The sequence below is a fragment of the Geobacter sp. genome (assembly GCF_027327745.1).
Taxonomy (GTDB): domain Bacteria; phylum Desulfobacterota; class Desulfuromonadia; order Geobacterales; family Geobacteraceae; genus Geobacter.
Map to the genome: position 1 here is coordinate 33,119 of NZ_DAHVYG010000065.1, position 19,331 is coordinate 52,449.

At 64.6% G+C, this 19,331-nt stretch carries 15 protein-coding genes, 1 pseudogene and 1 riboswitch; of the genes and pseudogenes, 7 read left to right on the forward strand and 9 right to left on the reverse strand.

Features of this window, described 5'->3' with window-relative positions; all coding sequences use genetic code 11:
- Positions 1–15: 15 nt before the first annotated feature.
- From M6689_RS16325 to M6689_RS12400, 7 genes and pseudogenes are all read left to right on the forward strand, one after another.
- Positions 16–201, forward strand: a pseudogene (locus M6689_RS16325) (mechanosensitive ion channel family protein); the annotation flags it as partial.
- Positions 202–363: 162 nt separating this feature from the next.
- Positions 364–2,145: a potassium-transporting ATPase subunit KdpA gene (kdpA, locus tag M6689_RS12375; RefSeq protein ID WP_298272186.1), complete on the forward strand. Its 1,782-nt coding sequence runs from the start codon at positions 364–366 to the stop codon at positions 2,143–2,145.
- A 109-nt stretch (positions 2,146–2,254) separates the two neighbouring features.
- On the forward strand, positions 2,255–4,324 hold the full coding sequence (gene kdpB, locus M6689_RS12380) for a potassium-transporting ATPase subunit KdpB (RefSeq protein WP_298272188.1): 2,070 nt from the start codon (positions 2,255–2,257) through the stop codon (positions 4,322–4,324).
- A gap of 76 nt (positions 4,325–4,400) precedes the next feature.
- Positions 4,401–4,970, forward strand: coding sequence for a potassium-transporting ATPase subunit KdpC (gene kdpC, locus M6689_RS12385; RefSeq protein WP_298272190.1), 570 nt, complete (start codon positions 4,401–4,403; stop codon positions 4,968–4,970).
- The gene (locus M6689_RS12390; protein WP_298272192.1) at positions 4,967–7,633 is read left to right on the forward strand and encodes a sensor histidine kinase KdpD; all 2,667 of its coding nucleotides are present in this window, start codon (positions 4,967–4,969) and stop codon (positions 7,631–7,633) included. The genes kdpC and M6689_RS12390 overlap by 4 nt, the downstream gene beginning before the upstream one ends.
- A gap of 25 nt (positions 7,634–7,658) precedes the next feature.
- Positions 7,659–8,366 carry a response regulator gene (locus M6689_RS12395; protein ID WP_298272194.1) on the forward strand — a complete coding sequence of 236 codons (708 nt, stop codon included), beginning with the start codon at positions 7,659–7,661 and terminating at the stop codon, positions 8,364–8,366.
- A 132-nt stretch (positions 8,367–8,498) separates the two neighbouring features.
- Positions 8,499–8,655, forward strand: a riboswitch (cyclic di-AMP (ydaO/yuaA leader).
- A 72-nt stretch (positions 8,656–8,727) separates the two neighbouring features.
- The gene (locus tag M6689_RS12400; RefSeq protein ID WP_298272196.1) at positions 8,728–10,710 is read left to right on the forward strand and encodes an APC family permease; all 1,983 of its coding nucleotides are present in this window, start codon (positions 8,728–8,730) and stop codon (positions 10,708–10,710) included.
- A gap of 19 nt (positions 10,711–10,729) precedes the next feature.
- Here the strand turns inward: M6689_RS12400 and M6689_RS12405 are convergent, their stop codons facing one another.
- The 9 genes from M6689_RS12405 to M6689_RS12445 all read right to left on the reverse strand — a co-directional run bounded on the left by M6689_RS12405 (position 10,730) and on the right by M6689_RS12445 (position 19,322).
- A complete protein-coding gene (locus tag M6689_RS12405) occupies positions 10,730–12,067 on the reverse strand; it encodes a radical SAM/SPASM family putative metalloenzyme maturase (protein ID WP_298272198.1) in 1,338 nt (445 codons plus the stop codon).
- The gene (locus tag M6689_RS12410; RefSeq protein ID WP_298272200.1) at positions 12,024–12,242 is read right to left on the reverse strand and encodes a ribbon-helix-helix domain-containing protein; all 219 of its coding nucleotides are present in this window, start codon (positions 12,240–12,242) and stop codon (positions 12,024–12,026) included. Before M6689_RS12410 ends, M6689_RS12405 begins: the two co-directional genes overlap by 44 nt.
- 19 nt (positions 12,243–12,261) lie before the next feature.
- The gene (locus M6689_RS12415) at positions 12,262–13,107 is read right to left on the reverse strand and encodes an FAD/NAD(P)-binding protein (RefSeq protein ID WP_298272202.1); all 846 of its coding nucleotides are present in this window, start codon (positions 13,105–13,107) and stop codon (positions 12,262–12,264) included.
- 65 nt (positions 13,108–13,172) lie between these two features.
- Positions 13,173–14,189 carry a 4Fe-4S dicluster domain-containing protein gene (locus M6689_RS12420; protein WP_298272204.1) on the reverse strand — a complete coding sequence of 339 codons (1,017 nt, stop codon included), beginning with the start codon at positions 14,187–14,189 and terminating at the stop codon, positions 13,173–13,175.
- 78 nt (positions 14,190–14,267) lie between these two features.
- Entirely contained in the window at positions 14,268–15,179 is a 912-nt protein-coding gene (locus tag M6689_RS12425) for a 4Fe-4S dicluster domain-containing protein (RefSeq protein WP_298272207.1), read from the reverse strand.
- A gap of 77 nt (positions 15,180–15,256) precedes the next feature.
- Positions 15,257–15,760: a hydrogenase iron-sulfur subunit gene (locus M6689_RS12430; protein WP_298272208.1), complete on the reverse strand. Its 504-nt coding sequence runs from the start codon at positions 15,758–15,760 to the stop codon at positions 15,257–15,259.
- Between the two features lie 56 nt (positions 15,761–15,816).
- Positions 15,817–17,814 (reverse strand): CoB--CoM heterodisulfide reductase iron-sulfur subunit A family protein, encoded by a 1,998-nt coding sequence (locus M6689_RS12435; protein ID WP_298272210.1) that lies wholly within the window; start codon positions 17,812–17,814, stop codon positions 15,817–15,819.
- Positions 17,815–18,699: a CoB--CoM heterodisulfide reductase iron-sulfur subunit B family protein gene (locus M6689_RS12440; RefSeq protein WP_298272211.1), complete on the reverse strand. Its 885-nt coding sequence runs from the start codon at positions 18,697–18,699 to the stop codon at positions 17,815–17,817.
- 38 nt (positions 18,700–18,737) lie between these two features.
- Entirely contained in the window at positions 18,738–19,322 is a 585-nt protein-coding gene (locus M6689_RS12445; RefSeq protein ID WP_298272216.1) for a 4Fe-4S dicluster domain-containing protein, read from the reverse strand.
- Between the last annotated feature and the right edge of the window lie 9 nt (positions 19,323–19,331).

The following is a 19,331-nucleotide window of genomic DNA, read 5'->3' on the forward strand; positions in this document are numbered from 1 at the left end:
GTCATCATCTTCGCCGTGGCGCAGGTGACGAAGGTCAGCGAACAGACCATGGAACTGCGCGCCCTGATGAGCGCACCCGATTCATCGACGGCGTGGGACCTCCGCTGCAAAGTGCGGGAGAAGCTCGTGGCGTTTCTCCAGGAGAATTATCCCGACAGCCTCCCCCGGGTCCGGGCGGAACTCAATCGCCAGAGCACTTAAAGATATTACTCGATTTACTCCCTTCCTTTTCCGAATTACGGTAATCGTTGCACTCCCTGGTCAACAGACGGCAGCAGGGAATTATGCCCCCACCGTTAACCTCCTCGTGGATTGCAGTATACTTCGTTGAGAGACCGATCGTACCAACCGGAGATAGAAATCATGACCCTCCATGAATGGGCGGAGACGCTGATCTTCTTTCTGATTCTGCTCGCCGCCGTCAAGCCTTTCGGGACTTACATGGCTAAGGTCTATCAGGGGGAGCGGACTTTCCTGTCGCCCATATTACTCCCCTGCGAACACCTTCTCTACCGGCTTTGCGGTGTCAACGGGGAGGAGGAAATGGGCTGGAAGAGATACGCCACCGGGCTTATCCTCTTCAACCTGCTGGGTGGCGCCGCCCTCTTCGCCATCCTGCTCCTCCAGGGAGTCCTCCCCCTCAACCCCCAACGGTTCCCGGCCTTTTCCTGGAGCCTTGCCCTCAACACCGCCACGAGCTTCATGACCAACACCAACTGGCAGAACTACAGCGGAGAATCGGCGGCCAGCTACTTCACCCAGATGTTCGGCTTTGCGGTGCACAACTTCGTCTCCGCCGCCACCGGGATGGTGGTTGCCATCGCGCTCATCCGCGGCTTCGTGCGGCGCAGGACCTCGGCCATCGGCAACTTCTGGGTGGACCTGACGCGAAGCACCCTCTACATACTGCTCCCGCTGGCGCTTGTCTTTGCCCTGTTCCTCGTCTCCCAGGGGGTGATCCAGAACTTCAGCGCTTACAGAACCGTGCCACTGGTCCAGCCGGTCACCTACGACAGGCCGAAACTGGACGACAAGGGTAATCCGGTAAAGGATGCAAAAGGAAACCCGGTGACCGAGCGCGTGACCGCCAAGGAGGTCACCATCCCCATGGGGCCGGTTGCCTCCCAGGAGGCGATCAAGGAACTCGGAACCAACGGCGGCGGCTTTTTCAACGCCAACTCTGCCCATCCGTTCGAGAACCCGACCCCCATATCCAACATGGTGGAGATCTTCCTGATCCTCCTCATCTCCGGCGCCCTTACCTACACCTTCGGCAGCATGGCCGGGAATACCCGGCAGGGGTGGGCGCTGCTGGCGGTCATGCTCGCCATCCTCGTCTTCTCCATGGGTGTCCTCTACTGGGCCGAAGCGGGCGGCAACCCGCTGCTGGCGAAACTCGGCGTGCAAGGGATCAACATGGAGGGCAAGGAGACCCGTTTCGGCCTGGCCGGGAGCTCTCTCTTTACCGTCTCCACCACCGGTACCTCCTGCGGCGCGGTGAATACCATGCACGATTCCCTCACCCCTCTCGGCGGGATGATGCCGCTCTCCCTGATCCTCCTCTCCGAGGTGATCTTCGGCGGGGTCGGCACCGGGCTCTACACCATGCTCGCCTTCGTGGTGATCGCGGTCTTCGTGGCGGGACTGATGATCGGCCGGACCCCTGAATTCCTCGGGAAGAAGATCGAGGTGCGGGAGATGTGGATGTCGATCGTCACGGTCCTCGCCTCCGGCATCCTGGTGCTCATCTTTTCAGGGATAGCGATGATTGTGCCGTCAGCGGTCGCCTCCATGAACAACCCGGGCGCCCACGGCCTCACCGAGGTGCTCTACGCCTTCGCCTCCATGTCCAACAACAACGGGAGCGCCTTCGCGGGGCTGAACGGCAACACCCTCTTCTACAACCTGACCGGCGCGTTCTGCATGTTCATCGGCCGCTTCGCCCCGATTCTTGCGTCCCTCGCCATGGCCGGATCACTGGCGCAGAAGAAGTACGTCCCCCCGAGCCTCGGGACCCTCCCCACCGACAAGGTGCCGTTCGCCCTCTGGCTCGCCCTGGTCATCCTGATCGTCGGTGCCCTCACCTTCTTCCCGGCCCTGGCGCTGGGGCCGATCGTGGAACAGCTGCAGATGGTGGGGGCGTAGTCGTAGGGGCGAATCTTGTATTCGCCCGAAGAATCTTGTATTCGCCCGAAAGATAGGGCGATCACAAGGATCGCCCCTACAGAATGAAGAAACGACGGAGAACAGAATAATGTCCAAACACGCACCCGAGCCGATCTCCATCTTCGATCCGCGGATCATGCGTCCGGCGCTCCTCGAATCGTTCAAAAAGCTCGATCCCCGGGTGCTCTGGCGCAACCCGGTCATGTTCGCGGTGGAGATCGCAAGCGCCATCACCCTTGTGACCTTCGCCCTGTCCCTTGCCGGCGCAAACCGGGAGCCGGCCTGGTTCACCGGCCTAGTTTCGGCCTGGCTCTGGCTGACGGTCATCTTCGCCAATTTCTCCGAGGCCCTGGCCGAGGGACGCGGCAAGGCGCGCGCCGCCTCTCTGCGCAAGACCCGCACCGATGTGACAGCCAAGCGACTGACGAAGCCGGAGTTCGGCGCCCCCTTCGAGACGGTCCCCGCCACGGCGCTGCGCAAGGATGACTACATCCTCGTGGAGGCCCACGACATGATCGCCGGCGACGGCGACGTGGTGGCCGGCGCGGCCCTGGTGAACGAGGCGGCGGTGACCGGCGAGTCCGCCCCGGTGGTGCGCGAGTCGGGGGGGGACCGGAGCGCCGTCACCGGCGGCACCACGGTGATCGCCAACTCGATCATCGTCAGGATCACCGCCAACCCCGGGGAGACCTTCCTCGACCGGATGATCTCGCTGATCGAGGGGGCCAGGCGGCGCAAGACCCCCAACGAGATCGCCCTGGAGATACTGCTCATCGCCCTCACCCTGGTATTTCTCCTGGTCTGCGCCAACATCAGCCCCCTCTCCATTCACAGCGTGAAGGCAGCCGGCCGGGGCACCCCGGTGTCGCTGACGGTCCTGGTGGCCCTCTTCGTCTGTCTGGCACCCACCACCATCGCCGCGCTCCTCCCCGCCATCGGCATCGCGGGGATGGACCGGCTCTTCCAGAAGAACGTCATCGCCCTGTCGGGACGCGCCATCGAGGCGGCAGGCGACGTGAACGTGCTGCTGCTGGACAAGACCGGGACCATCACCCTCGGGAACCGCGAGGCGGTGGAGTTCGTGCCGGCGGGAGGACACGGCGAAAAGGAGCTGGCCGAGGCCGCCTTCATGGCGTCACTGACTGACGAAACCCCGGAGGGGCGCAGCATCGTGGCGCTGGCGAAGAGCAAATACGGCCTGCAGCAGGAGCTTCCTGCCGGCGCCGAAAACATCCCCTTCAGCGCCGACACCCGTCTCTCCGGGCTCAACACGGGGGGGAGGCAGTACCGCAAGGGGGCTTCCGACTCCACGATCGCCTTTGTCAAAGGGCTCGGCGCAACATCGATCCCGAGCAACCTGGCCGGCATCGTCGACAAGATCGCCCGCGCCGGGGCTACCCCGCTGGTGGTCAGCCGTGACACCGAAATCCTCGGTGCGGTGAATCTCAAGGACATCATCAAGGGTGGCATCCAGGAGCGTTTCCAGCAGCTGCGGAGCATGGGGATCAAGACCGTGATGATCACCGGCGACAACCCCCTCACCGCCGCGGCCATCGCCGCCGAGGCCCAGGTGGACGACTTCCTGGCCCGGGCAAAGCCGGAGGACAAGCTCAGGCTGATCAAGGAGAACCAGGAGGCGGGCTTCATGGTGGCGATGACCGGCGACGGCACCAACGATGCCCCGGCCCTGGCCCAGGCGGACGTGGCGGTGGCGATGAACACCGGCACCCAGCCGGCCCGGGAGGCGGCCAACATCATCGACCTGGACTCGAACCCGACCAAGCTCCTCGACATCGTGGAGGTCGGGAAGCAGATCCTGATGACGCGGGGAAACCTGACCACCTTCAGCATCTCCAACGACGTGGCGAAGTATTTCGCCATCATCCCGGCGATGATGCTCTCCATCTACCCGCAGCTGAACGTGCTGAACGTCATGCACCTGGCGACGCCGCTCTCCGCGATCCTGTCGGCGGTCATCTTCAACGCCCTCATCATCCCGTGCCTCGTGCCGCTGGCCCTCAAGGGGACCAGGTTCCGCCCCATGCCGGCCGAAAGGCTCCTCATCCACAACCTCCTCATCTATGGGGTGGGGGGGATGATTGCACCGTTTGTCGGGATCAAGGCGATCGATCTGGTGGTGGGGATGTTTACGGCGTGAGACGTGAGATGTGAACGCAGAATGTGCTGGGTTTACGTCTCACGTCTCACGTCTCACAATATTTCGGAGAAACCGCATGAAAGACCTGAAACCTGCAATCCTCCTCTTCATCGCCTTCACCATCATCTGCGGCGGGATCTATCCTCTGGTGGTGGCCGGCATCGCATCCGTCGCCTTCCCGAAGCAGGCCGGGGGGAGCTTCATCACCGACAGGAGCGGTCGCGAGCTCGGTTCCAGGCTCATCGGCCAGCCCTTCTCCGCCCCGAAATACTTCTGGCCCCGCCCCTCCGCCACCACCGATTTCGCTTACAACCCGGCGGCATCGGGGGGCTCCAACCTGGGCCCCACCAACCCCGACTACCTGAAGACGGTGGCCGGGCGGGTGAAGGCGCTCAGGGATGCGGGAATCACCGGCAGCGTCCCGGCAGACCTCGTGCAGGCGTCGGCGAGCGGGCTCGACCCGCAGATCTCGCGGAAAGCGGCCATGATCCAGATTCCCCGCATCGCCAGGGCACGCGGGATGAGCGAAGAAGAGCTGACAGGGGTCGTCGCCGCCCACACCGAAGAGCGGCAGCTCGGGTTTCTGGGGGAGCGGCGTGTGAATGTGCTTGCATTAAATCTGGCGCTGGATAACATCAAGCCATGAGCGAAAACGACGACGACAAACGCCCCTCGCCGGAGGCCCTGCTGAAGCTGGCCCTTGCGGAGGAGAAGGAGGCGAGGCGGGGAAAACTGAAGATCTTCCTCGGCTATGCCGCCGGGGTCGGGAAGACCTACGCCATGCTGGAGGCGGCAAGGCAGCGGAAGCTGGAAGGCCGCGATGTGGTGGTGGCGTACGTGGAGACCCACGGCCGGGTTGAGACCGACTCGCTCCTGACGGGACTGGAAATTCTCCCCAGGGGACAGGTCGAGTACCACGGGGTGGCACTTCCGGAGCTGGACATCGATGCGGTGCTGGCCCGCAGGCCCCAGATCGCCCTGGTGGACGAGCTGGCCCATACCAATGCCCCCGGCTCCCGGCACGAGAAACGCTGGCAGGACGCGGAAGAGCTCATCGCGGCCGGGATCGACGTCTACACCACGGTCAACGTCCAGCATTTCGAGAGCCTGAACGACATCGTCGCCCAGATCACCGGGGTCAAGGTGCGGGAGACCATTCCCGACCGGATCATGGACGAGGCGGCCGAGATCCGGCTCGTGGACATCCCGCCGGAAGAGCTTCTGCAGCGTCTCCACGAGGGGAAGGTTTACATCCCGAAACAGGCCACCCTGGCGGCAAAGAAGTTCTTCAAGCCGGGGAACCTCATCGCCCTGCGCGAGCTGTCGCTACGCCGGACCGCGGCCCGCGTCGACGAAGAGATGCGGGCCTACATGGAATCGCGCTCCATCATCGGACCGTGGCCGGCGGCGGAACGGCTTCTGGTCTGCATAAGCGGCAGCCCCTTCAGCGAGCAACTCCTCCGGACGACCCGACGCCTGGCCGATGATCTCAAGGCTCCGTGGCACACAGTCTACGTCGAGACCCCCGGCGGCGGGAGGCATCTCCAGGAAAACCGGGAGCGGGTCTGGAAGGACCTGCGGCTCGCCGAGAGCCTCGGGGCCCAGGTGGCGAACGTCACGGGGGTTTCGGTGGCCGAAGCGGTGATCGACTTCGCCGTCCGTCACAACGTCACGAAGATCGTTATCGGCAAGCCGACCAAGCCCCGCTGGCGGGAGCTGCTCCACCCTCCCCTCGTCGACCAGGTCATCCGCCGCAGCGGTACGATCGACGTCTACGTGGTGAGCATCGAGCATGCCGAGGCGAAACGCGGTGCGGCAGCTGCGAGACGTGGGAAACCGGTCCCCTGGCTGAAATATCTGTACAGCCTGGCGCTGGTGGCCGGTGCAACGTGTGCCAGCCAATTGGTCCGTCCGTTCCTCACGCCGACCAACATGGTGATGATCTACCTCCTGGTGGTGGTCCTGGCGGCGATCCGGCTCGGCCTGAGACCGGCCATGCTCACGGCGTTTCTGGGGGTCCTCGCCTTCGACTTCTTCTTTGTCCCCCCCCGTTTCACCTTTACGGTCGCCGACACCCAGTACCTCTTCACCTTTGTCGGCCTCTTCACCGTCGGGCTCGTAATCGGAAAGCTGGTCGCCACGGCAAGCGAACGGGCCGACGCGATCCGCAAGCGCGAAGTCCAGACCGCCACCCTCTACTATCTGAGCCGGGACCTGGCCGCCGCGGCTGATATCGACGCCATCCTGGATGCCGTGGTCAGGAATTTCGACCAAAGCTTCAACGGCCGCCTGGTGATCCTCCTCCCCGAAGGGGAACGGCTGGAGGTCGCAGTCGCGAGCGAAGGGCTTCATCTGGGTGACAAGGAGCATGCCGAGGCCGACTGGGCCTTCCGTAACCGGCATCCGGCCGGGCACGGCACCGAAACTCTCAGTTCCGCCGCGTTCCTCTTCCTTCCCATGCAGACCCAGGCACATGCGCTCGGGGTGCTCGGCGTGGAGTTCAGCGATGAGACCGACTATACGAACCCCCTGAGCCGCAGGCTCCTCGATGCCTTCGCCATCCAGTCGTCCCTCGCCATCGAACGGGTCAATCTGGTCAAGGATGCGGAGCGGGCCCAACTTCTCCTGGCCCGGGAGAGCCTGGAACGCGCCCTCCTCAACTCCGTCTCCCACGACCTCCGCACGCCACTCGTATCCATCACCGGTGCCCTGGGGACGCTGCGGGACCGAAGCAGCAGGCTGGGCAAGGAGGCCCGGCGCGACCTCCTTGAGGGAGCGTGGGAGGAAGCGGGGCGGCTGAACCGCTTCGTCGGCAACCTCCTCGACATGACCCGCCTGGAGGCCAATGCGATCAAGCTGCGGGAGGAGCCGTGCGACATCCAGGACCTGGCGGGGTGCGCCCTCGCGGCCATCGAGCAGCGGCTCGGCGCGCGGAAGGTGGAGGTGTTCCTCCCTGACGGTCTCCCGCTGGTGAGGATGGACATGGCGCTGATGACCCAGGTGCTCGTGAATCTGCTCGATAATGCGTTGAAGTATTCCCCTCCGGAGAGTAGCATCTCTCTGGCTGCCTGGGCGGACGGCACCCACCTCACGATGGAGGTTGCGGACCGCGGCCCCGGCGTTCCGGAGTCGGACCTGATGCGGGTCTTCGACAAGTTCTACCGGATCCCCGTCCCCGAGGGGGCGGGCGGGACCGGGCTGGGGCTTGCAATCTGCAAGGGGATCGTGGAGGCGCACGGCGGAAAGATCCGGGCAGAAAACCGTGCCGGCGGGGGGCTGCGGGTGATCGTCACACTGCCGCTGAAATAAATCACGAGAAAATAGGAAGCATGCAATGACGAATGAAAAGAGCGGCGCCAATCTGCCGCGCATTCTCGTGGTGGACGACGAGGCGGCAATCCAGCGGTTCCTCCGGACCGCCCTCGCCACCGGGGAGTTTTCCCTCCACCAGGCGGAGAGCGGCCACGAGGCGCTGGCCGCGGCGGCAACGGTCCGGCCGGACATCATCCTTCTCGACCTGGGACTTCCCGACCTGGACGGGATCGAGGTGATCAGGCGGGTCCGCGAGTGGTCGCAGGTGCCGATCATCGTCCTTTCCGTACGGGAGCGGGAGGACGACAAGGTGGAGGCGCTGGACGCCGGCGCGGACGATTACCTGACCAAGCCGTTCGGCGTGGCGGAGCTCGTGGCGCGGATCAGGGTGGCGCTCCGCCGCTCCTTGCAGAAGGCCCCCGAGCCGGTTTATCGGGTCGGCGAGCTGGAGGTGGACCTGGCCCGCCGGCGGGTGCTGGCGGGGGGGGCCGAGGTGCAGCTGACGCCGACGGAGTACGAGCTGCTCCGCCTTCTGGTCACCCACGCCGGGAAGGTCATGACACACCGCCAGATCCTCAGCCGGATCTGGGGGGTCGCCTACCTGGAACAGCCCCACGTACTGCGGGTGAACATCAGCAACCTGCGCCACAAGCTGGAGGCGGACCCCTCCCGTCCCCGCTACATCCTGACCGAACCGGGGGTGGGATACCGCCTGCGCGCGGATTCGTGATCCCCCGGCCCCATCGTCATCCCCCCCGCCCCATGCTCCGATCTTGATACGATCTTGATCCCTTCCCCTACAGTCTTGATACTTTCTTGATGTCCCTCGCTTCATAATGGACTTGCTGCAGGATTACCCGAATTGAACAGGCAGCCGAGACCCGCTCTGAAAGGCGGGTGCGGGGGACCCGATCAGATGGGGCGAATTCTTCACCGCCGTTTCGACAAGGCGGTTGGAGATAGGATACTTTCAAGTCCGAGCCCGTCAGCTAACCTCGTAGGCGTGTGAAAGGGCACGAAGAGCGGAGAAGCCGCCGGTCGTTTGCCGGCGGCTTTTCTCGTTTTCAACCAACCGCGAGCAAAGAGGAACTATGCCGTCAACTAACCCATCGAATGACAATCGCCTGCTGCAGAGGATTTCCCGCGCCATCTTCGGCGCCCCCAAGCACCTGCAGGACACCCACCTCTTCCACAAGATGGCGCTCATCCCGGTCCTCGCGTGGGTGGGGCTGGGGGCCGACGGGCTCTCCTCGTCGGCCTACGGTCCGGAAGAGGCGTTCAAGGCGCTCGGCGCCCATACCTACCTGGCGCTCCTCCTGGCCCTGGTGATGACCATGACGGTCTTCATCATCTCCTACGCCTACTCCCGGATCATCGAGCACTTCCCCCACGGCGGCGGCGGTTACATCGTCGCCACGCACCTCCTGGGCGAGAAGTCGGGGGTAGTTTCAGGGAGCGCGCTCCTGGTGGACTACGTCATGACCATCACCATCTCCATCGCATCGTGCGTGGACGCGGTCTTCAGCTACCTCCCGGTCGCGTACCACCAGTACAAGGTCCCCGTCGCCTGCGTCCTGATCGTCCTCCTCATCATCCTGAACGTCAGGGGGGTGAAGGAATCGGTCACGGTACTGGCGCCGATCTTCATGGTCTTCGTGGTGACGCACATCATCATGCTCCTCTATGGGGTCTTCATCCACAGCGACCGATTCGCCCCGGTGATCAGCGACTTCGGCGCCGGTGTCCACCGGGATGTGTCGAGCATCGGGGTGCTCGGCATCTTCCTTCTCTTCCTGCGGGCCTACTCCCTGGGGGGCGGGACCTACACCGGGATCGAGGCGGTCTCCAACGGCCTGCAGATCATGCGGGAGCCCCGGGTGCAGACGGGGAAGAAGACCATGATCTATATGGCCACATCCCTTGCCTTCACCGCCTCGATCCTCCTCCTCTGCTACCTGCTGCTGGCACTGAAGCCGGTGGAGGGGAAGACCCTCAACGCGGTGCTGGCCGATGCCCTCTTCGCCGGCTGGCCCATGGGGAAGGCGATCGCCTTCGTCACCATCTTCTCCGAGGGGGCGCTCCTGCTGGTGGCCGCCCAGGCCGGCTTCGTGGACGGGCCGCGGGTCATGTCCAACATGGCCATCGACTCCTGGTTCCCCCACCGCTTCGCCGCCCTCTCGGAGCGGCTCACCATGCGAAACGGCATCCTCCTCATGGGGACCGCCGCCATCGCCCTCCTCTTCTATACCCAAGGGTCGGTCTCGGCCCTGGTGGTCATGTACTCGATCAACGTCTTCATCACCTTCTCGCTGTCGCAGCTGGGGATGTCGCGTTTTTTCATCCAGCGGCGAAGAGAGGACCCACAGTGGCTGCGGCACCTCTCCGTCCATCTGGTGGGGCTCGCCCTCTGCGTCACCATCCTGGTCATCACCACCTTCGAAAAATTCACCGAAGGGGGGTGGATGACGCTTCTCATCACCTCCGTCGTGATTGGCCTCTGCTACCTGATCAAGGGACATTACCTGAAGGTGCGGGCGGGGATCGCCCAGCTGGACGAGACTCTCCTCGACTTCCCCACCGCGGGGCCGGTAAACACCGATCCCGTCAACCGCAACGAGCCGACCGCCATCCAGCTCGTCTCGGGGTACAGCGGCTTCGGGGTGCACACGCTCCTCTCCATCCTCACCACCTTTCGGAATACGTACAGGAATGTGATTTTCGTTTCGGTGGCAATGATCGATTCGGGGTCATTCAAGGGGGCCGAGGAGATGGCGGCCCTGGAGAAGTCTACGAGGGAAAGTCTGGAGAGGTACGTGGAACTGGCCCGCAGGCTCGGCGTCGCCGCGGACTACCGGATGGCCGTCGGGACCGACGTGGTGGAAAGCGCGACGGAACTGTGCCATCAGCTGGCCGAGGTATTCCCCCAATCGACGGTCTTCACCGGCCAGCTCACCTTCCGCCTGGAGAAGTTCTACCACAGGATGCTCCACAACGAGACCGCCTTCGCCATCCAGCGCCGTTTGCAGTGGAGCGGGCTCACCACCGTCATTTTGCCGATCAGGGTGAGGGTTTGATTACCGATCCGGGCTCATGTCACTGCAAGCATTGAAACACCCCCATGCACCAGAGACATGACCCGCACGGCTCTGACCTGATGTGGCAGTCCTGCTCGAATCTGTCGCTCTGGACATAGTCGCAGGGGGCGAGCTTACAGCTGAAGCAAAGGGGGTAGTCGTAGGTGAGGACACTCTCCCGGAATCCCCGGAATGCCGGGTCGTTCCAGATGGCGAGGATTCCGCGCTCCGCCACGCTGCCGAAGACCTTCGGGCTCACCGTCTGGCTCCACCCCTGGACGTAGCAGTGGTACCGGTGCCAGAGGAAATAGCAGGGATGGACGTTCCCGTCCCATGAAACGAAGGCGCCACCCCCCTCCACGAACTCGCACCGCCGCTTCTCCCGGGGGAGCAGCTCCGGCAGCTTCAGGTCGACTCCCTCCTCTGCCGCGACGGTGCGGGCCTCCTCGAATATTGCGGCCGCCTCCGCGAACCACCGCTCATCACGGCCCATGAGTTTCTCAAGGTTCAGGAAGACGTTTCGCGATAGGGCATCCTCCTTCATCCGGGTGACGAAGTCGACGACCCGCTGCTCATCGGCGGTTCGGGAAAATCTGAACGCCACCTCCCGGTAGCGCCCGAGGTCGATCCCCTCCTCTGCCGCCGTTCGTTTCCAGCTCTCGAAGATCGCCACCGCCTCGTCGGTGTTGCAGTCGTAGGCGACCTGCCCCGTATGGGCCTCGTCGTAGGGGACGACCTGGGTCGCCAGGGCGAAGGTGGCCCCCCGCCGGGCGGCCCAGCGGATCGCCTCGGGAAGCTCGCGAATATTGTCGCGCATGACGACGAACTCGATCCCGATCTCCAGCCGGGAGGCTGGATCCGCTCCGCGGGCAGCGGCGAGGGCGCTGAAGGCCCGCTCCATGTCCCCCACCTCCCCTCCCTCCCGAAGCCTGCGGAAGGTCTCGGGAGAGGCGGCGTCCATGGAGATGCAGATCCGGTCGAGCCCCGCCGCCACCAGGGACGCCGCCCTCTTCTCGTTCACCAGGAGGCCGTTGCTCTGGAACCCGATCCATCCCGCCGCAGGCATCAGTTCCCGAGCCTTGCGGATGAACAGTTCCAGCCGGGGATGCAGAAGCGGTTCGCCGATGCCGTTGAGGATGAGGGCTTCGAGGTGGGGAAAGGCGGGAGTCAGGGAGGAGAAGGTTTCGTCGGCCATGATCCCGTCGGTCAGGCCATGGTGGCGGGTCTGCTTGACGCACATGGCGCAGCCGAGGTTGCAGTGGGTCGTCACCTCGACGGACAGTTTCGAGGGATGGTCGCGACGCGCAGGTATTTCAACCCGAGTGTGGTTCATGGCATTCGGAGCCGGCTGATTCATGACAGCGGGCCTCCTCCGGAAAACGGTACTGTTTGAGATAGCTTCTGAAAGCCACCTTCAGAAGCTCCGAAACGCTCTTGCGGGAAGAGGCGCCGACCTCCCGGAGCGTCTCCAGCTCATCGTCGCTTATCCGCACGGAGACTATGTTCTGCAGCCGCTTCATTGTACTCCTCATGGCATCCTGTCGTCGCCCCTTAGAACTCCTGCGGCATCGCCTTCACCTGGGCGGCGGTAAAGACCGGACCGTCCTTGCAGACGTAGACGTTGCCGACGTTGCAGCGGCCGCATTTGCCAAGCCCGCACTTCATCCGGTTCTCCAGGGTCGTGTAGATGGCGGAGTCCGCAAAGCCGAGCCGCTCCAGCACGGGGAGCGTGAACTTGATCATGACCGGGGGACCGCAGACGAGCGCGATGGTGTTCGCCGCACTCGGGGCCGCCTCTTCGAGAATCGTGGGGACGAAGCCGACCCTGCCGTCCCACGCCGGGGAGTTCCCCCCCGGGTCCACGGTCTTCACCAGCCGCACGTCGCTTCTTTGTTCCCACTCCTTCAGCTCCCGCTTGTAGACCAGGTCGGCTTCGGTGCGGGCGCCGTAGACGATGGTGATCTCGCCGAACTTATCGCGCCAGTCGAGGCACTGCCAGATGAGGGTCCGCAAGGGGGGGAGCGCGATCCCCCCCGCCACGAAGACCAGGTTCTTCCCGAAGAACTCCTCGATCGGAAAGGAGTTGCCGTAGGGACCGCGCACGCCGATGGCGTCCCCCACCTCCAGTTGCCGCAGCGCCTCGGTGACCCGTCCCACGGCCCGGAAGCAGCACTCGATGTACCCTTTGCGGGTGGGGGCCGAGGCGATGCAGAAGGTCGACTCCCCGGCCCCGAAGGCCGAGTACTCGGCGAACTGGCCGGCCCGGAAGCTGAATTGCTCCCGCACCGTCTCGTCCTGGAAGACGAGCCGGAAGGTGCGGATGTCGGCGGTCTCGTCCACGATCTCTTCAATCGTGGCAAGCCGGGGGAGGTAGATGTTGTTGCTGTGGTCGCACATGGTGAAAACAGGGGCTAGGGGCTAGGGGCCCGGGGCTGGCAAAGGCCTTCCCAGGTCCCGAGCCCCTAGTCCCGAGCCCCTTTCCTGTCTATTTCTTCCAGCACCGCCGCGATGTCGATCCCCACGGGGCAGGCGCGGATGCAGCGGCCGCAGCCGGTGCAGAGGCGCTCTCCGAACTTGTCGACGTAGTACTTGAACTTGTGCATGATCCGGTTTCTGTAGCGGCTTGGCTGGACGTCGCGGGGGTTGTGGCCCGAGGCGTGGTTGGTGAACTTGCCGAAGCCGCAGGCGTCCCAGGATTTTCTCCGTACCCCCTTCTTCTCTCCCCCTTCATCCACGATGTCGAAGCAGTGGCAGGCGGGGCAGAGGAACGCGCAGGCGCCGCAGCCGGCGCAGCGCTCTGCGATCTCCTCCCAGAGCGGGTCCTCGAAGTGGAGATCGAGCCAGCTCCTGATTTTTTCCAGGTCGAGCTTCCCCAGGGTCGGCTCGGCTAACGGCAGGGGTTCGGCCGCCGCCGCATCGGCAAAGAGGGGGCCATGGGCAGCGAGGAGCGCCTCTCCCTTCTCGGTGATGACATCGCAGCGGTAGCCACCCTCCTTTAGGGGGGAGAGAAAGAGGTCGCTTCCCTTCGTATCATTGGGGGCGAGCCCCACCGCGGTGCAGAAGCAGGCGTCGTCGGCTTTTGTGCAGGCGAGGCCGATGATGGTGGTCTTTTTTCTTCTCTCCAGAAAAAACTCGTCCCGATAGTCCCAGGAAAAGACCGCGTCCAGAACCGGCGCGGCGGCCACGTCGCAGGGGCGGGCGCCGATGAGGACCGTCTCGGGGATGGCGCAGGAGTCCACGTCGCTGACCCGCACCCCCTCCTTGTCCCGTTCGTAGGCGAGGATAGTCTCGCACAGGGGAAAGAAGCACTCCTTGGCGGAGCGGCGGGGAAGCTCCCCCGGGCTAAGCTCCTCCCCCGTGGTGAGCGGCCCGTAGAGGGTCATGGTGCCGGCGGCCCGAGGGCCGATGACCCGCTTTCCCTCGCTTACCAGCGCGTCGATGAGGAGGCGGAGGTTCTGTTCGGAAATCGATTTAGCCATTGACGGTCCTGTAGGGGCGAATCTTGTATTCGCCCAGACTTTCTGCGGAACGGGCGATCACAAGGATCGCCCCTGCAATTATTTTATAAAACTCTGATCGTCGTCTTCCCGGTACTGCGCCAGGGGTCCCTTCTCCTGCACCTCAAAGCCCGCCTCGTGCCCGTAGAGCTCTTTCAGCTCCTTCGCCATCTTGCGGTTCAGGAGATTGAGCGGAATGTCCATGGGGCAGGCCCGCTCGCACTCGGCGCACCCGGCGCAGCGCCCCGCCAGATGCATGGCGCGCACGATGTGCCACGCCATGTTCCCCGCCGGCCGCGGCGTGGTCTCCACCGCCTGGGGGCGGTTGCGGTCGCACAGGCACTGCTCGCAGTAGCAGAAGGGGCAGAGCTGGCGGCAGGCGTAGCAGCGGATGCAGCGGGCAAAGTGCTCCTTCCAGAAGGCCCAGCGCTCGGCCGGGGTCATGGCCTCCAGCCGCGCCAGTTCCTCGCTTTCGACCGGGGTGAAGCGGGGGAGGTCGGGCAGGCTCCCGACGGTGACGTCGGTCCCTTCGGGGGTATGCACCGCGCACTCCCGGCACTTGGCCGCCATGGTCGCCTCGCCCCTTCCCTGCACCCCGGGGCAGACCACGCCGATGATGTGGAGCTCCTCCCTTTTCAGCTGGTTCTCCCCCATGAGTCCCACCAGGGCCCTGAGGTCGCACCCCTTGACCACGATGGCGAGCCGCCCCTTCTGCCGGATCTCCTTCTTCGCCTTGGTGAGGTAGAGGGCCAGGTTGTTGACGCAGGCCGGGGAAAAGACGAGAGTGTCGGCCTTCGTCGGGTCGGTGACGATGGCCGGCAGGGCGCTCCCTTTTCTGCGGCCCGCCTGCCAGCCGACCACGGCGGCCACGGTGCCGGCCTCCAGGACCCGCTTCGCCTCGGCCCGGATGGCTTCGGTGGCCGTGGCGTAGAGCGCGGGATCGATACTTTGTGTCTGGGCGCTGTTGTTCATGCAGTCATGCCTTTGTAGGGGCGCCGCAAGCTTGCGCCCTTGCTGTTTCGGTTGACGGGCGCAAGCTTGCAGCGCCCCTACGGAATGGTCTCGTACGCCTCTTTGAGCTCCGGGGTGTCGATGGCCCCGGACCAGCACTCCTCGGCCTCCAGCTCCCGGAACTCGGGCATGGGCCCCATGGCCCGCACCCGCTCGGTGAGCTCCGTCACCACCTCGACCCACTTCCCCCCCTCGGCGGCGGAGACCCAGGAGAACTGCAAGCGGTTCAGGTCCACCCCGATGAAGTCCAGAAGCTGCCGGAAGGCGGCAAAGCGTCTGCGGGCGTGGAAGTTCCCCGCCATGTAGTGGCAGTCGCCGGGATGGCATCCGGAGACGAGCACCCCGTCGGCCCCCTTCTGGAACGCCCGCAGGATAAAGACCGGGTCGATGCGGCCGGTGCAGGGGAACTTCACCACCCGGGTATTGGCCGGGTACTGCAGGCGTGAGGTTCCCGCCAGGTCCGCCCCGGCGTAGGTGCACCAGGTGCAGACGAAGGCGACTATCTTCGGTTCGAATGCGTGTTTCTCTTTGTGTCCGTGCATTGGTTCCCCGTAGGGGCGATCCTTGTGATCGCCCAAGGCGAATACAAGATTCGCCCCTACAATGATTCGATCATCGCCATGATCTGCTCGTCGGTGTAGCCGTCCAGTTCTACGCTCTTGGAGGGGCAGGTGGCCTGGCAGGTGCCGCAGCCGCCGCAGACCCCGGGGTTGACATAGGCGACGACCCGGATGAGGTTGCCCTGCCGGTCCCGGAGCTCCTTCTCCTCCACGGCGCCGTAGGGGCAGACCTTCCGGCAGTAGAGACACGCCACGCAGGTCCGCTCGTTCACCTTGGCGACGATCGGTTCGCGCTCCAGCTCGCTCTTGGCGAAGAGGGTCATCACCTTGGCCGCGGCGGCGCTTGCCTGGCTCACGGTGTCGGGGATGTCCTTCGGCCCCTGGCAGGCGCCGGCGAGATAGATCCCGGCGGTGGCGCACTCGACAGGTTTGAGCTTGGCGTGGGCCTCGGAGTAGAAGTTGTACCGGTCGTAGGAGATGCCGAGCTTCTGGGCCAGGGTGTCGGCCCCGGTTCGCGGCTGGACGGCGGTGGCAAGGACCACCAGGTCCGCCTCGATCTCCACCTGGAGTCCCACGGCGATGTCGCTCCCCATCACCACGACCTTGTCCCCCTTCTGGTAGAGGCGGCTTACCATGCCGCGGATGTAGACCGCTTCCTCTTCCTCCACGGCCCGGCGCCAGAACTCGTCGTAGTTCTTCCCCGGGGTGCGCGCGTCCATGAAGAAGACGTAGGCCTGGCCGTCGTGGACCTTGTGCCGGTAGAGCATGGTGTGCTTGGCGGTGTACATGCAGCAGATCTTGGAGCAGTAGCTGATCCCCTTCTCCCGCGCCCGGGAGCCGACGCACTGGACAAAGACCACCTGCTTGGGCTCTTTGCCGTCGGAGGGGCGCAGGATCTTGCCGCCGGTGGGACCGGAGGCGCTGGCCAGGCGCTCGAAGGTGAGGCCGTCGATGACGTCGGGGATGGTGCCGTGGCCGAATTCGCCGTACCCCTTGATGGGGGAGCCCTTCGGCTTTTCACTGATACTGTAGAGCTCGAAGCCGGTGGCGACCACGATGGCCCCGACGGGCTCCACGATGAGGCTATCCTCCTGCCCGTAGTCGATGGCGCCGGGGCCGCAGACCTTCTGGCAGACGCCGCACTTGCCGCTTCTGAAGTACGTGCAGTTCGCCCGGTCGATGACCGGGGTGTTGGGGACCGCCTGGGGGAACGGGACGTAGATGGCGGGACGCAGGCCCAGGTTTTTGTCGAAGGAGTTGGGGATCTTTTTCTGGGGACACTTGGCGGAGCAGATGCCGCAGCCGGTGCACCGCTCCTCGATGACGCTTCGGGCCTTCTTGCGCACCGTGATCTGGAAGTTGCCGATGTAGCCGTCAACGCTCTCGATCTCGCTGTAGGTATGGAGGGTGATGTTCGGATGGTTGGCGGCGTCGACCATCCTGGGGGTCATGATGCACTGGGAGCAGTCGAGCGTCGGGAAGGTCTCGGAGAGTTGCGCCATGTGGCCGCCGATGGAGGGCTCGCGCTCCACCAGCACCACCTGGTGGCCGGCGTCGGCGATGTCCAATGCGGCCTGGATCCCGGCGATGCCGCCGCCGATGACCAGCGCCCTTTTGGTGACCGGGACGGTGATCGGGACGAGCCTTTTGTCCTTCTTGACCCGGGCCACCATCATCGCGACGATGTCGCTCGCCTTGGCGGTGGCCTCCTCCCGGTCCTCGTGGACCCAGGAGCAGTGCTCGCGGATGTTGGCCATCTCGCAGAGAAAGGGGTTCAGGCCCGCGCTCTTCGCGGCGCTGCGGAAGGTCTTTTCGTGCATGCGCGGACTGCAGGCGGCCACGACGACGCCGTCGAGACCATGCTCGGCCACGGCCTTCTTCAACAGGCTCTGGCCGGGATCGGAGCACATGTACTTGTAGTCGCAGGCGTAGGACACTCCGGGAAGCCGCGCGGCCTCGGCCGCGACCTTTTCCACGTCAACGGTTCGGGAGATGTTCTCGCCGCAGTGACAGACAAAGACGCCGATTCGGGACATTTACACTAATCCTTTTTCCCGCAGAAGCGGCAGCGGGTTCACGATCATGCTGTCAAAGCCGAGTTTCGAGGGCGCTACCCCCACGGCCAGGGCCAACAGTTGCGTCATGTAGAAGACCGGCATGCCGAAGCGATTCCCCGTGGCCTCCTCGATCTCCTTCTGCCGGATGTCGAGGTTGCCGTGGCACAGGGGGCAGGCGACCATGAGGCAGTCGGCGCCGGCCCGCTTGGCAGAGGCGAGGATGTCGCCGGAGAGCTTCAGGACCACTCCGGGGCGGGAGAGGGTGAAGTTGGCGCCGCAGCACTCAAGGCGGTGGCTCCAGGCTACGGTGGCGGCCCCGGCGGCCCCGATCACCCGCTCCATGATGGTGGGGGCCTCGACGCAGTCAAGCTGCGGCACTTCGGGGGGGCGGGTGAGGAGGCAGCCGTAGTAGCAGGCGACCCTCAAGCCCGCAAGGGGTTTGCGCACGGCGGCGGCAAGCCGGTCGAGGCCTAGGTCCGTGGCGAGGATCTCCAGCAGGTGCTTCACCGGCTTGGCGAAGGAGACCTCGCCGTCGATGGCGTACTCCACCTGCCGGCGCTTGGTTTCGCTCTCGGCCAGGTGGTGCTGGGTCGCTTTCAGCCGCGAGAAGCAGGCGGCGCAGGCCACGGCCAGGTCCCCCGCCACGCGTTCGGCCAGGGCGAGGTTCTTGGCGCACAAGGAGAGCGACAGAAGCTCGTCCACGTTGTGGGCCGGGGTCGCCCCGCAGCAGAGCCAGTCGGGGACCTCCACGAGCCCGATCCCCAGGGCATGGAAGAGCCCCCGGGTCGATTCGTCGTATTCCCTGGCCGAGGCGTGCAGCGAGCAGCCGGGGTAGTAGGAGTAATTGAGGTCGTGTTTCGTCATGGTCTTCCAGTCCCTTTACGAGTCCCGAGTCCCCGCCTTTACGGCGCTTCCCCCTTTTTGCGCAGCTCTTCGATCCGGGAGAAGATCTTCTCTATTTCACCGATATTGCGGTTCTTGCGGTGGAACATCTTGAGCTTCCCCCTGGTGAGGAGCGTCGGCCCGAGCATGAAGTCCTTCAGAAGCTTGCCGCTGCGCAGGTTGAACACCGCGGCGAGCCGCATCTCGTACTGCCGGCCGTAGGTCCGGATGTTGTCGAGAAAAAGCCGGTTCGCCAGCTGCACGAGACTCTCCTTGGACGGCCCCCGGGCGTCCCATGAGCACTTGCGCAGCGCATCCATGATCGCCGCCAGATCCACCTTGTTGGGACAGCGGGTGGTGCAGGTCTCGCACGAGGCGCAGTACCAGATGGAGCGCCCCGCCAGCACCCGCTCGTACTGCCCCAGCTGCAACAGCCGCACGATCCGGTTGGGGGGGTGCTCCATGAAGCTTCTCATCGGGCACCCCGCCGAGCACTTCCCGCACTGGAAACAGCGCCGAACCGAACTCCCCGACAGGGCCTCCACTTTTCTCACGAACCCGAGATTCATCGTCTCGGTCGATAGCTGCATCTTGGTGTGTTTCACGGTGCCTCC

What these genes read in the sequence shown, in the direction of transcription:
- kdpC (WP_298272190.1), top strand. Translation starts at nt 4,401, where the DNA reads ATGAAAGACCTGAAACCTGCAATCCTCCTCTTCATCGCCTTCACCATC.
- M6689_RS12430 (WP_298272208.1), bottom strand. Translation starts at nt 15,760, where the DNA reads ATGCACGGACACAAAGAGAAACACGCATTCGAACCGAAGATAGTCGCC.
- M6689_RS12435 (WP_298272210.1), bottom strand. Translation starts at nt 17,814, where the DNA reads ATGTCCCGAATCGGCGTCTTTGTCTGTCACTGCGGCGAGAACATCTCC.
- M6689_RS12410 (WP_298272200.1), bottom strand. Translation starts at nt 12,242, where the DNA reads ATGAGGAGTACAATGAAGCGGCTGCAGAACATAGTCTCCGTGCGGATA.
- M6689_RS12420 (WP_298272204.1), bottom strand. Translation starts at nt 14,189, where the DNA reads ATGGCTAAATCGATTTCCGAACAGAACCTCCGCCTCCTCATCGACGCG.
- M6689_RS12415 (WP_298272202.1), bottom strand. Translation starts at nt 13,107, where the DNA reads ATGTGCGACCACAGCAACAACATCTACCTCCCCCGGCTTGCCACGATT.
- M6689_RS12425 (WP_298272207.1), bottom strand. Translation starts at nt 15,179, where the DNA reads ATGAACAACAGCGCCCAGACACAAAGTATCGATCCCGCGCTCTACGCC.
- kdpB (WP_298272188.1), top strand. Translation starts at nt 2,255, where the DNA reads ATGTCCAAACACGCACCCGAGCCGATCTCCATCTTCGATCCGCGGATC.
- M6689_RS12440 (WP_298272211.1), bottom strand. Translation starts at nt 18,699, where the DNA reads ATGACGAAACACGACCTCAATTACTCCTACTACCCCGGCTGCTCGCTG.
- M6689_RS12395 (WP_298272194.1), top strand. Translation starts at nt 7,659, where the DNA reads ATGACGAATGAAAAGAGCGGCGCCAATCTGCCGCGCATTCTCGTGGTG.
- M6689_RS12390 (WP_298272192.1), top strand. Translation starts at nt 4,967, where the DNA reads ATGAGCGAAAACGACGACGACAAACGCCCCTCGCCGGAGGCCCTGCTG.
- M6689_RS12400 (WP_298272196.1), top strand. Translation starts at nt 8,728, where the DNA reads ATGCCGTCAACTAACCCATCGAATGACAATCGCCTGCTGCAGAGGATT.
- M6689_RS12405 (WP_298272198.1), bottom strand. Translation starts at nt 12,067, where the DNA reads ATGAATCAGCCGGCTCCGAATGCCATGAACCACACTCGGGTTGAAATA.
- kdpA (WP_298272186.1), top strand. Translation starts at nt 364, where the DNA reads ATGACCCTCCATGAATGGGCGGAGACGCTGATCTTCTTTCTGATTCTG.